11 protein-coding genes are annotated in these 12,748 nt (G+C 65.0%); 4 read left to right on the top strand and 7 right to left on the bottom strand.

The genetic code is table 11. The annotated features are described in order from the left end of the window. Positions 1-183: 183 nt before the first annotated feature. Together D1Y85_RS03430 and D1Y85_RS03425 are read right to left on the bottom strand one after the other, a co-directional pair. On the bottom strand, positions 184-1,020 hold the full coding sequence (locus tag D1Y85_RS03430; RefSeq protein WP_124149637.1) for a class II glutamine amidotransferase: 837 nt from the start codon (positions 1,018-1,020) through the stop codon (positions 184-186). A gap of 25 nt (positions 1,021-1,045) precedes the next feature. Continuing rightward, on the bottom strand, positions 1,046-1,726 hold the full coding sequence (locus D1Y85_RS03425; protein WP_124149636.1) for a MarC family protein: 681 nt from the start codon (positions 1,724-1,726) through the stop codon (positions 1,046-1,048). A gap of 278 nt (positions 1,727-2,004) precedes the next feature. Here D1Y85_RS03425 and D1Y85_RS03420 point away from each other — a divergent pair, with 278 nt between their 5' ends. The 4 genes from D1Y85_RS03420 to bluB all read left to right on the top strand — a co-directional run bounded on the left by D1Y85_RS03420 (position 2,005) and on the right by bluB (position 5,804). Next, positions 2,005-2,211, top strand: coding sequence for a DUF3311 domain-containing protein (locus D1Y85_RS03420; protein ID WP_124149635.1), 207 nt, complete (start codon positions 2,005-2,007; stop codon positions 2,209-2,211). Beyond that, on the top strand, positions 2,208-3,683 hold the full coding sequence (locus D1Y85_RS03415; protein WP_124149634.1) for a sodium:solute symporter family protein: 1,476 nt from the start codon (positions 2,208-2,210) through the stop codon (positions 3,681-3,683). Before D1Y85_RS03420 ends, D1Y85_RS03415 begins: the two co-directional genes overlap by 4 nt. 353 nt (positions 3,684-4,036) lie before the next feature. Continuing rightward, a complete protein-coding gene (locus tag D1Y85_RS03410) occupies positions 4,037-4,963 on the top strand; it encodes a flagellar brake protein (protein ID WP_124149633.1) in 927 nt (308 codons plus the stop codon). Positions 4,964-5,129: 166 nt separating this feature from the next. Further along, positions 5,130-5,804 carry a 5,6-dimethylbenzimidazole synthase gene (gene bluB, locus D1Y85_RS03405; protein WP_124149632.1) on the top strand — a complete coding sequence of 225 codons (675 nt, stop codon included), beginning with the start codon at positions 5,130-5,132 and terminating at the stop codon, positions 5,802-5,804. Between the two features lie 97 nt (positions 5,805-5,901). On the opposite strand, the gene D1Y85_RS03400 is transcribed toward bluB, so the two are convergent. The 5 genes from D1Y85_RS03400 to D1Y85_RS03380 all read right to left on the bottom strand — a co-directional run bounded on the left by D1Y85_RS03400 (position 5,902) and on the right by D1Y85_RS03380 (position 12,737). Continuing rightward, positions 5,902-6,525 carry a DUF4136 domain-containing protein gene (locus D1Y85_RS03400; RefSeq protein ID WP_185218889.1) on the bottom strand — a complete coding sequence of 208 codons (624 nt, stop codon included), beginning with the start codon at positions 6,523-6,525 and terminating at the stop codon, positions 5,902-5,904. Between the two features lie 154 nt (positions 6,526-6,679). Beyond that, positions 6,680-9,091, bottom strand: a complete 2,412-nt coding sequence (locus D1Y85_RS03395) for a CHASE2 domain-containing protein (protein WP_124149630.1) — start codon at positions 9,089-9,091, stop codon at positions 6,680-6,682. 11 nt (positions 9,092-9,102) lie between these two features. After that, positions 9,103-10,524 (bottom strand): FecR family protein, encoded by a 1,422-nt coding sequence (locus D1Y85_RS03390; protein ID WP_124149857.1) that lies wholly within the window; start codon positions 10,522-10,524, stop codon positions 9,103-9,105. Between the two features lie 14 nt (positions 10,525-10,538). After that, positions 10,539-11,237, bottom strand: coding sequence for a response regulator transcription factor (locus D1Y85_RS03385; RefSeq protein ID WP_124149856.1), 699 nt, complete (start codon positions 11,235-11,237; stop codon positions 10,539-10,541). A gap of 636 nt (positions 11,238-11,873) precedes the next feature. Next, entirely contained in the window at positions 11,874-12,737 is an 864-nt protein-coding gene (locus D1Y85_RS03380; RefSeq protein ID WP_246024756.1) for an SH3 domain-containing protein, read from the bottom strand. Positions 12,738-12,748 lie beyond the last annotated feature (11 nt).

Raw genomic sequence — 12,748 nt, 5'->3', positions numbered from 1 at the left:
TGCGCGCAATGCGCCCCGCGCAATTCGCCCGCGCGGTTCGCCGATGTTTCGCGCAACATGACGCGACGACGAACACGAATAGCTGGAAAGGTCGGCGATGCGCTCCGCTGCCATGCCCGCCCACGAAGCGCGTAACCCGCACGCAGTGCAACTTGCCCGCGAACCGCGAGCCAACCAGGCAATTCACATCGGCGCAACAGGCACGAACTGCCGATAATCCACCTGCGAACCACGCACGACGATAGCGGTCGCCTCGGGCACCTCAGCCCAGACGTCGGCCAGATCGACGAGCGGCTCCGAGACGATCAGATAGGCATCCTCACCCGCCGCCGTGATGCGCGGATCGTCGGGATAGAGTTCGTGAAGGTGCCTGAACGACGTGCTGTGAAAGAGCGAGCGCGAATTACCTTCGCTGGAGTAGCGCACGGCCACCAGTTGCTCGCCATCGCTCGCGCACACAGTCATGTTGAGCGGATCGTCGATTCCGTACTTCTTCGCAGTCGCCTCGACGAAACCGGCCATGCGCTCGAGCGCAGGCACGGGTTCGTGTTCGAGCCCGAATGTCATCGCAAGATAGAACATCACTTCCGAATCGGTCGAACCTTCGAGCGCACTGAAGCGCCCCGGATCGATCGCGACGAGCAGATCGCGGCGCACGAGCGGGAAGTTCTGGATCAGCCCGTTGTGCACGAACAACCAGCGCCGATGGCGAAACGGATGGCAGTTGGTTTCCTGCACCGGCGTATGCGTCGCGCTGCGGATGTGCGCAATGAACATGGGCGCCATCACCGCGCGCGCGAGTTCGCGCAGGTTGCGGTCGTTCCACGCGGGCTGGGTGCTGCGATAGCGATACGGAATGTCATGCGGATGCTGGTACCAGCCGAGCCCGAAGCCGTCGCCATTGGTGGTCGTCACGCCGAGCTTCGAATGCAGACTCTGATCGATCAGCGAATGGCGCGAGCGGAACAGCACGGTTTCGAGGTGAATCGGATTGCCGGAATAGGCGAGCCAGCGGCACATGATGCACTCCTTCAAAGACACGCGCTCACGGTGCTGCGCGCAGTGCCGCAATCGGCGTGAGGAAGCCGGTCAAGCCGGTCAGAATGATCTGCACACCGATACACAGCAGCAGGAACGACGATACCCGCATGGCGACACGCGTGCCCTCCACGCCCAGATAGTTCGACAGGCGCGCTGCACGGCTGTAGACGTAGTAAATCACGAACATCACGAGCACCGAGATCACGACCGACGCAATACCCGACACCACCCAGTCGGAGAGTCTGTGCGTGCGGTTCGCGTTCAGCGCAATAGCCGTCGCGATCGAGCCGGGGCCGGTGGTGAGCGGCACCGTGAGCGGGAAAAAGGCCTTGCTGGTACCCGATTCCGCAACCGACTGTCTGACTTCGGGGTCGCGGGCCTCGCGCGGCGCGGCTTCAGGCGCGTTGAGCATTTGCCAGCCGGCCACGGCGACGGCGAGGCCCCCGCCGATACGCAGCGCCTCCATCGAAATGCCGAAAAAATGCAGGATCGGCGTACCGGCAAAGAACGCAACGAGCAGCACGAAGAATGCATTGATCGCGATGCGTCTCGCGAGTTGGCGACGCGCCTCGTCGGAGAGCGTCGGCGTGCGGTCGAGAAAGACGAACGCAACGCTGAACGGATTGATGATGCTGATCAGGCCGGTGAAACCGAACAGGATGTCTGAAATCAGGCTCTCGATCATGAAGTCGATCCGGTTGAGGCGGCAAAGGTGACCATGGGTGAGCTCCGGTGGCGTCCGCCGGGCTGCGTGAAGTGTAACTGCATTGGATGTCTGCGTACCGCGTCCGTGCATCCGATGCGATGCCAACCGTCTGTCGCGCCGATTCACTTGTTGCGTCGCATCAAGCTTTCAAAATTCCGTCAGCAATATTGGCCCCTTTACGGCGCGCATCGAGTCGGCATAGAGTGCAGCGATTGCGCCCGGTCGTACGTTCCCCTTTGATAAAAAAGGAGTCGTCCATGTCACTGAGGTTGCTCGCTGCCCTACCCTTCATCGGCATCCTGCTAGGCGTGCCGTTCGTCAACCGTGTCGAGCCGCTCGTGCTCGGCATGCCACTCGTGCTCGCGTGGATCGTCATGTGGGTCGTGCTGGCCGCCGTGATCATGGGCGTCATTTACCGGCTCGATCCCGTGAATCGTCCGCGTGAGACGGAGGTGCGATCATGAGCGCACTGATCCTGATCGCAGCGGTCACGCTCCTCGCCCTCGTTCTCGGCGTGCGGGCGCGAGGTGGGCACGACATGAACCTCGAGCAGTGGTCGGTCGGCGGACGCAGCTTCGGCACCGTGCTGGTGTTCCTGCTGATGGCCGGCGAAATCTACACGACGTTCACGTTCCTCGGCGGGAGCGGCTTCGCGTATGGCAAAGGCGCGCCCGTCTATTACATCCTCGCCTACGGCACGCTCGCCTACATCCTCTCGTACTGGATGCTGCCGCCCGTCTGGCGCTTCGCCAAGGCGCACCGGCTCGTCTCCCAGCCGCACTTCTTCGCGCGCAAGTACCAGAGCCCCGCGCTCGGCGTGCTGGTCGCCATCGTGGGCGTGACGGCGCTCGTGCCGTATCTCGTGCTCCAGTTGAAGGGCCTCGGCATCATCGTCTCGACCGCCTCGTATGGTGCGATTCCGTCTACGGTAGCCATCTGGATCGGTGCGATCGTTGTGACCGCATACGTGATCGTCTCGGGCGTGCGCGGTTGCGCCTGGAATTCGGTCGTCAAGGATCTGATGATTCTCGCGGTCGCGATCTTCCTCGGCATCTACTTGCCGATCCACCACTATGGCAGCCTCGGCGAGATGTTCCGCGCTATCGACGCCGCGAAGCCCGGCTTCCTCACGCTCCCCGCGAGAGGCCAGGGCGTGACGTGGTTCCAGTCGACCGTGCTGCTGACGGCGCTCGGCTTTTTCATGTGGCCGCATACGTTCGGCTCGGTCTTCACCGCGAAAGACGAACGCATCTTCCGCCGCAACGCGGCGATCCTGCCGCTATATCAGTTGATCCTGCTATTCGTGTTCTTCTGCGGTTTCGCCGCGGTGCTGAAAGTGCCGGGTCTCAAGGGCGGTGACATCGACCTTTCGCTTTTCCGTCTGGCGCTTCAGACCTTCGATCCGTGGTTCATCGGCGTAATCGGCGCGGCGGGCGTGCTCACCGCGCTCGTGCCAGGCTCCATGATTCTCACGACGGCATCGACGCTGCTCGCCAACGATGTCTATCGCGGCGCCCTGGCCAGAAACGCCGACGATGCCCGCGTCGCCCGGCTCGCGCGTATGTTCGTCCCGGTGGTCGCGCTGGTTGCGGTGGGCTTCACGCTCAATGGCGGCACAACCATCGTCGCGCTGCTGCTGATGGGCTACAACTTCGTGACGCAGCTATTTCCGGCGCTCGTGTGCAGTCTCTTTGCACACAATCGCGCCACGAAGCAAGGCGCGTTTTGCGGGATCGTGGCGGGTGTGGCGGTCGTCGTAGTGACGACGCTTCTGCATGTCAGCGTCGAGCAGCTCATTCCGTTCGCGCCCGATGCGGTCAAGGACATCAACATCGGTTTTCTCGCGCTCGGCATCAATGTCGTCGTGCTTGTGGCCGTGAGCGCGGTGACGCAGCCGCGCACGCGCGCGGATCACGAGCACGCAGGCGCGCACTGACAAGGCGACCGACACCGGGCGCGTCGTGCGTCCGGTGAAAGCGCCTGGCGCGTGTCGCGCGTATGTCATATCGGCGATGCTGGCCGGTGCGCTGCCCTGCCATGACTTCTGCGTGATGCAGCAACCTGAAGCACTGGTCAGCCATATAGAGCACCTGAAATACGCGGCGCCGCACAATCTCGTAACGGCATTCCACAACCTGACTTCTTGCTCGAACCTGTGGAGACCCGGCCGCGTACTGGCGATCGTGCGCGTACGCAGACCGCCAGGGGAGAAGCATCGCCCAACTAATTGAATTATTGTCGCCACATACCGTAAACGCAGTAGAGCCAGCATCTATCCGGAGCGCGCCGATGACGCCACCCGAAGAGTCTGCAACGCAAGCTGCCGCACTTTCACTTTCCCCTGATGCGCTGCCACTCGGCCAGCCGCTCGCATGGCCTGTCGTCGACCGCGACGGCAGGCTGCTGATGGAGCGCGGCTCGATCCTCGTGGGCGAGCCGGAGCGCCGGTTCCTGTTTGCGCATTTCCAGCCGCAGCGCGGCGATTTCGAAGGGCCCCTCGCGGCATCGGCAGACACCGACGACCCGGCCCCGGCCGCGCAGCCAGGCGCTCGCGACATGCATCTGGCGCTCGGCGCGCTGATGGGACTGCGCACCCAGATCGGCGGCAGCGGCGCGCCCGTGCAGCCATGCCGCCTCATTGGCATGGCCCCCAACGACATGCTGTTCGTCACGCCGCCTGTTGATGGCGGACGCAAAGCCACGCTGATACAGGGCGAAAACGTCGAGGTCATCGCCGTCGCGAGCCAGGCTGTTTTTCGTTTCGTGTCTTCCGTCGAGGCGATCTGCCAGTCGCCAGTCGAGTGTCTCGTGCTCTCGCAGCCCGCCGCGATCCGACGCCTACGCGAGCGCAAGTCGATCCGCGTGCGCGCACGCATCCCCGTGCGTTACCGACTCGCCGAAACGGGCGACGGCTACGATGGCATCGCGCTCGCACGGGGAATCAGCACATTCGGCCTCTCGATTTGCGCGCCATGGGCGCTCGGCAAGGTCGGCGAGCGGATCGCCATCGCGTTCGGATTGCGCTCTGGCGCACTCGACACGGCAATCGCCACGAGCGCGATCATTCGCAACGTGCAGCTCGAAGCCGGCGCCGATTCGCCAGCCACGCTGGGCCTGGAACTCGACCAGCTCGCGGCCGCCGAGCAGATGGCCATGAAGTCCTACGTCTTCGACCGCCAGGACGACGTGTTGTACTGGACGGACTCGGAGCGCTGACGCGAGGCGCCACGAGCAGCGCACCGGCTTCGACACCGCGCGCCATCCACGCCCCGCGCGAAGGTGCTGCGCGCCGCTCGACCGGCACGGGCCGACTGTGGCCGCTCACCTGGATGCACGTATACTGACGGTCGTTCCTACGCCGCTTTCGCCGACTCACTTTCCCATGGCCCAGCCCTTTGACGAAGCCGAACGCGCGGCGGTCTACCGCGCGATTTACGAACGACGCGACATGCGGCACTTCGTGCCCGGCCCCGTTGATCCGGCGACGCTGCAGCGCCTGCTGGACGCAGCGCACCATGCACCGAGCGTGGGCTTTATGCAGCCGTGGCGAATCGTCCGGATCACCGACGCGGCATTGCGCGAGCAACTTCACGCGGTGGTGGAGCGCGAGCGTCTTGCCACCGCCGATGCACTCGGCAAACGACACGACGAGTTCATGAAGCTCAAGGTGGAAGGCCTGCGCGAGTGCGGCGAAGTGCTCGTGGTCGCGTTGATGGATCACCGCGAGTCGCATATTTTCGGCCGGCGGACGTTGCCGGAGATGGATCTCGCGTCAGTCGCGTGCGCAATCCAGAACATGTGGCTCGCCTCGCGAGCCGAAGGGCTCGGCATGGGCTGGGTGTCGATCTTCGACGTCGACGATGTGCGTGCGCTGCTCGCCATGCCGGCGGGCGCAAAGCCCGTGGCCATTCTTTGCATCGGCCACGTCGAGGCGTTCTATCCGCGTCCGATGCTGGAAACGGAGCGCTGGGCCGAGCGCAAGGCGCTCGGCGATTGCATCTACGAAAACCGTTGGGGCGAGGCAGCGCCCACACCGGGTGAGTCTCCAACCGCCTGAGCGCCGAACAGGGTTGCCATCGTGATCGAAGCGACGCGATGGCACTCAAACACCGGCTTGCGTGACAGCAAGCGGCCTGGCCTCAGCAACTGACAGCTTATTGCGGCTGCGGGACTGGCTTCACCGATACGACTTCCGGCATCGCGCGCGCTGCAGCGTCGCCCGCCGCACCCGGCTCCCGCAACTGCACGCGCCATTGCGGCGCACCCGCATAGGGCAACCGCGCCAGCGCGCCCGCTACGAGATAAGGGAGCGCCTGCTCGGCGTCACCATTGCGATCGCGCTTCTCCACGCTGACGCGATAGGCCTCCGTACCCTGCGGCAGCGCGAAAAAGCGCAACGTCAGCGTATGCACGTAGGGGTGCCCAAACCACGGAAACAACGGCTGCCCGGCAGGCGCACAACCCTCCGCGCAATCGCCGGACGCGGCGACCGTCACCCCGGCGGGGCGCGTCGCCCACGCCACCGAAACGAGGTAACGCGCCGTGTCCGGTTTGCCCTCCACGAAGCCGCGCTTCGCGAGGCCGTCACGCAGCATCGATTCGGCGGGCGAGCTCGCACCCTTCTCCACCTGAACCGGCGATTGCGCGAAACGGTAGTTCACGGTGCCCTGCGCCGGCTCGGGCAGGTCACCGCGCGCGTTGACGTCGGCGGTCACGCCTGCACAACCGGCCAGCGCGCCAAGCATCAGAACAGCGCAGATCGTCAGCGGAAAATTCACGGAAAACTCCTTCGGGATTGTAGGCAACCACAGTCGGTTGCAGGCAAGCTCACACATTTTCACGCACGGTGACGGTAGCCGCGATACTGCCGCCGCGCAGGCGACGGGTACTAAACGGAAACCAGGAGGGCACCAAGCGGGAACTAAGCGGAAACTAAGCGGGCGCGTCGAGCGCGGGAAGCTCCATGGTCAAGGTGGTGCCAACACCGGGTTCGCTCTCGACGCTGACTTCGCCGCCATGACGCGTCACGACGGTTTTCACGAACGCCATGCCAAGCCCCGCGCCGCTGACCTCGGGCCGTTGCGCGGCATGGAATCGCCGGAACGGTGTGAAGAGATTCGCCTGGTCCTCGAGCGCAATGCCGTAGCCCTCGTCGCGAATCGAACAGATCACGCGCGGCGCTGCCAGCATCGCCTGGCGGACGGTACAGACAATTCGCGTATTGGGCGGGCTGTATTTGACCGCATTGTTCAGGACATTCACCAACGCACGGGTCATCAGCGAGCGATCGGCGTTGATCCAGCCCATCTCATCTCCTTCGAACTTCGTATCAATCCGGATTTGCTTTGCACTCGCCTGCGGCCACACCTCATCGCTCGCGTTGATCACGAGGTCGGCCAGACTCGTAGGCTCCAGGGCATACGCCTGCGACTCGGCACGCGCCAGCTGCACGAAATCGTCGGCCAGCGTGAGCGAGCGCCGGGCATAACGTTCGATGCGGTCCATCACGGCGCGCACCGGCCCGGCGTCAAGCGTGCCGCGCTCGCGCTCGGTCTCGACCAGCGCGACGATCGACGCCTGCGGCGAACGCATATCGTGCGAGAGAAGCCGCAGCGCGTCCTCGCGCTGCCGCTCTGCGTCATGCAACGCAGTGACGTCGACGAGACCCGCGATCCAGCCGACCGCCTGACCCTGCGCGTTCATACAACGCGCGTAGCGCAGCAGATAATCGCTGCCGTCGGGCGAGCGCACTTCAACGCCGCGCTCCATGAGTTCCGAAAATTCCTTGCGCGCCGGATCGAGCGGTAAAGGCCAGTGGGCGTGAGCGAAGGCCATCGTGTCGGAATTCGGATCGATCGGTTTGACGAACGAAAATCCACCGAACACCTCCGCGACGGTGCGCCCGTCCGCCGCGCCGACACCCATCCGGTTGAGCGACTCGCGCGCTGCATGGTTCGCGATCAGCACGACACCCCGCAGATCCGCGACGAGAATCGGCTCCGGCACCGCGTCGAGGCTGTCCCATACGAAGCGCCGCATGTCCTGCAGCCGCTGCGCGGCCGTCGCCATCAGTGCCATCTGCTGCGCGAGCGCGTCGCCCGCGTATTCCCGGCGAGGAGTCGGGACCTCGGGCAGCAGATAGGGTTCATCGGCCAACTGGTGCAACGACTTGCGAAAATGCGCCATCGTCATTTCCAGGCGCCGCCAGTTCCACATGGGATAGACCACCACCAGCGCCACCACGGCAGGCACGGGGCTCAGCCATACGCGTGCGCCGTAAAGCAGCGCCGCGCTCGCGGCAAGCGACGCAGCACCGAGCCCCACGGACAGCAGCAGCGCGCGCCACGGCGACAGCACGAGAAAGCCCGCCAGCATAAGCGCCAGCGGAACGAGCGACGCCAACACGATCCACGGCGTGGAGGCGGGCTTGATCGCGGTGCCGGTCAGCAGCGCATCCAGGACGTTCGCGTGAATGTAGACGCCCGGCAACGTGCCGAGCGTGCCCGAGAGCGGCGTCGCGAAACGATCGTAGAGACCCGACGCGGTGACGCCGACCAGCACCACACGACCGCGCAATACCTCGGACGGCACGCGGCCGTCGAGCACCTGCGCGAACGACACCTTGCGGTACGCGTGCTCATTTGCGCTGAACGGGATGAGAAAGCGCGCCTCGCCGTCCGGACCGCCCGCGCGGCTGAGATCCGCGCCATGCATGGTGTTCGGCACGCCGCCGGCGAGCTTGATCGTACCCGCGTAGACGGCGCGCCAGACGGTCACCATCAACTGCGGCCAGCGCTGATGCGCGTCGCCTTCGAACATCGCTACGCTGCGCACGATGCCATCGTTGTCGACTTCGAAATTGATGTGCCCGAGGCCCGCCGCCGCTTTCGCGAGCGGCGGGACGGGCAGATCGACCACACGCATGCCCGAATCGTCGGCGGAACTCAGCAGGATCGGCAGGTAGGTGGGCCGCTCGGCGATTGCGTGCGCAAACGCGTCATCGTCCGGCGACGGTTCGGTAAACAGGACGTCGTAGACGATCGCCGCCGCGCCCGCGCGCGCAAGTTGATCGGCGAGCCGCGCGTGGACGCTGCGCGGCCAGGGCCAGCGCCCGAGCGCCGCGACACTCGCGTTGTCGATTTCGACGATCACGATGTCCGGGGACACCGGATGCGGACGCTTCGTGAGAAAGAAATCGTAGACAAGATCGTCCGGACCCGCCGTCCAGTTCCAGACGATGCCAAGGAGCACGACAACGATACCGGTGAAGCCGACACCGGCCCATTCGTACAGGAACCGGCGCCCCACCGAGCGGCCAAGACGCAGACGCGGCCTGACGCTCATGGCCGGCTCCGTCACCGGTCTAGCCGGAACGACTCGACCGGACTGGCCTTCTGGAAGTAGCGGCCGTTTTCGAACTGCTCGGCGATCACCGTCCAGTAGTAGACGCCTTTCGGCAGATCGTTGATCACGATTTCGCCCGTCTTGATGTCGGTACGGTCGATGACCGGTGCGCGCAGGTCAGGCGTCGTCCCGAGCACGAAGCGAAACTGCGTACCCGACGCATCGCGATCGACGAACCAGCGGAAAGCATAGGCGCGTGAGTTGGCGACCCGGCCCGCCGACGTGCCAAGCGCGAGGCTGCGGCGCTCGAATGCGTAAACGTTCGGCATCCCCCGCAGACCGTTCGCATCGATCGAAGCAACGCGCGCGAAGTACGTGCCGTCGGGCAGCGGGCCTGCGTCGACGCGGGGCGAATCGGACCGCAAGTCGCGGATCATGTCGAGCAGACCCGCGTCGCGCCCGATCTGCACGCGGTAGCCGTGCGCGTCCTGCGCTGGCACGATGTCGAACACCACGCTGGGGTTGTCCTGAATCTTCGAGGGATTCACGAGGGACGGCGCATCGAGCAGTGCCACCGGGCTGCCGATTGCACCTCCGGCCCGGGTCAGGCTGCCGTGGCGCGCGGCGACGAGCTGGCTCGAGTCCGCGAGCGGGACGCCCGGCGCCGGCGCACCTTTGCCGGATGCGGCCGCATCGACGCCGACGGCCCCGTCCAGCACTTCCACGGCCGTCGAGCCGTTGCTGCCATCATAGTTCACGCGAAAGCGCGTGCCGCGCACACCGGCGACCACCGAGGGCGAACGGATCTGGAAGCGGTCATCTTTCTTAGTGGCGTGAGTGACTTCGCTATCGACTTCGCCGCGCTGCAGATCGACAACGCGATCGGTCGTGCCCGTGAGCGCCGTCTTGCGCAGCGTCCTGAGTTCGAGCGACGTGTTGGGCGGAATGACGAGATGGGAGCCGTCGGCAAACTCGAGCGTAGCGAAACCGTCCTTGCCAGTCCGCACCCGATCGCCCTCTGTGAGCGTCCCGCCAATGACGAGCGGCAACGCCGGCGTAGCGCGGTACGCGTGTTGTGCGGAGCCGCTAGTGGCAATCACTTTCGCAGTGAGGCTGTCACGGCGCAGCAGCGCGACCGGCACGCGCAACTCGATGCCCGGCTGCAGATGGCGCGGATCGCGCACGTTGTTCAGACGTGCGATCTGTGCCCAGTCGTCCGGATCGCGAAGATAACGCTGTGCAAAATCGTAGAGGGAATCACCGGCTCGCGTGACGTAAATAACCGTCTGCTGCGCGGTGCGCTGAGGCTTGATAGACGGCCGCGCCTCGACGCCCTGCGTCGCAAAGAGGGCTGCGCAGACCAGCGCGCCAACGATCCGCGGCGCCACCCGGGCGGACACACGCGCCACCCGCCCGTTCCCGGCGGGGTGCATCGAGCGGGCGGGGATCACTCGTCGTCCCCTTCGATACGTTCGAGACGATAGCCGTAGCCGTAGATCGGCGTCAGACGATAGCCGTTTTCGGGCCGCAAACCGAGCTTGGAGCGCAGCACCGAGACGTGCGTATCCATCGTGCGCGATGGAATGTCGTCCGACTGTTTCCAGATCACGTCGAGAATGTGTGCGCGCGAAAGCGGCCGGCTCAGATGCTGGAACAGCAGCAGAGCGAGATCGAACTCCTTCTGGGTGAGCGCGACCGGTTTGCCGCTCACTGACGCCTGGCGGGACTTCAGGTCGAATTCATATTCGCCGAAGACTTCTTTCACCGCAGGCGAATGAAGCTGATAGGCCCGGCGCAGCAGCGAGGTCACGCGTGCCAGCAGCACAAGCGGCGAAACCGGCTTGACCACGTAGTCGTCGGCGCCGCTGTTGAGCATCTGCGCGATATCGACCTCGCGGCTTCGGCTCGTCATGAAAAGCACCGGCAAGCCCGTCGAGAGGCTCTGGCGCACCCAGTGCAGAATCTCGTCGCCCGCCATATCGGGCACGTTCCAGTCCAGCACCAGCAGGTCGAACGTCTCCCGCCGCAACTGCCGCACGAGATCGCCGCCCTTCGCAAACGCGTGGCATGTGTGGCCAGCGGCCGTCAACGTTTGACAAACGAAGTCGGTTTGTGCCGGATCGTCATCCAGTACCGCAATTCTCATCATGCCCCGCATCTACATTTGCTTTCATTTTTTCGGGATGGGCTCGCACTCTGACCGCGTCGAATTCCGGAGCACGTTCGCGCCCCTCCCCACCATCACGTCCCGATGCATGCCGCTCCTGCCGCTGGGTATCGATCCCCCAATAGGCTCATGCGCGCTCGGAACGAGACTGTCGCTCCGTCTTAAAAATAATGGAAGGGCACCGCGACTGTCGTTGCCATGGAACAGGGTCTGGCCCATGGTAGACCAAAAAATCTTTGCCCGACTCTGGGTCGCCACGGACGTCACCGCGAAACGTCCCCTTCGCCTTCGATCAGAATCGCCAGCCTGCCTGGCGCTCGCTCTTGCGCCAACGCGAGCCCGTCACCGCACACGCGATGTGCGACGCCTTGCGACGAACGCATACGTGCTCCTGGGTGGCAAGTGCGCCAATCCTGTCGAATTGGCAGCAGCGTATAGACACCCGCGTCCGGGTAAATAAATCGCACTCCTGAATATATGACACCCGCGATGGCGGCTCATCGACGCTCGAAAGAGCGGCACCCCGGACAACGTAAAGGTGCCCAGCGTTGCTCAGTCAGCACGGGCGCCCGTCGCCGGGGCCCGCATATGAAGCAGATGAAGGAAGCTGCCGCGTCAGTACTGCTGGCGGTTGTCGTTGCGGCTGCTATTTCCCTCGCTTGGCGCGTGCCCACCCTGCGGCGCGCCTTGCGGGCGCGCAGCGGGTGCCGGCGCCGGTGCCGGGGCACGCTGACCGCCGGGCTGTCCGTACGCCCCGTGGCCATAAGCGCCCGCAGGCGGCTCAGAAGGACGGCCGCCATATTGCGGCGGCGGAGCGGCAGGCCGGGTCGCGGCCGGCGGTGGCGCAGGCTGGCGCGGAACGTTGGTCATGGGCGGCGGAGCGGACGGTCGCCCACCTTCACCTTGCGGCGCCGGCATACGCTGCGGCTCAGGACGCGGTCCACTGGTGGAAGGCGACGGACGATACCCCATTCCGGGCGGCGGCGCTCCATGTACTGGGGGCTGCCCGCCCCGCACCGGCGGCCGACCCGGCGGGCGCTCGCCAAAGTGCGGCGGCGGCACATGCGCCCAGCGATCGCGATCGCCATACCACGGACGGCCGCGATAGAAGCTGTCCCAGTACGCACCGAGCGCGAAGGTCACGATCGGAAACCCGATCGTTGCGCCATAGCCATAGACCGGCACATAGCTGCCCTGGTAGGGGTAAGCGAGGTAGTCGGCATAGACCCAGCCGCGCAGATCCGGCAGCGCGACGTCACACCACGAGTAGTCGCTCACGCAACCCATCACGGTGACGGGCACATTAGGCCCGAGTTGAGACACGACCGGATAGTCGCCGGACGGTCCGGAGAAGACATCGACGACCTCGGTCGTATAGGCCTGTTGCTGCGCAAACGCACTGGGCGCCGCCAGACCAAAACAGGCAGATGCCGCCGCGACGGCGAGCACCCGCGTGCGCATCGTTTTGCGCTTATACATTGTTTCCCCCT

This window comes from Paraburkholderia dinghuensis (assembly GCF_003837865.1).
Lineage (GTDB): Bacteria > Pseudomonadota > Gammaproteobacteria > Burkholderiales > Burkholderiaceae > Paraburkholderia > Paraburkholderia dinghuensis.
The sequence above is the reverse complement of the archived record's forward strand: the minus strand, read 5'-3'. Positions and strand labels throughout refer to the sequence as shown.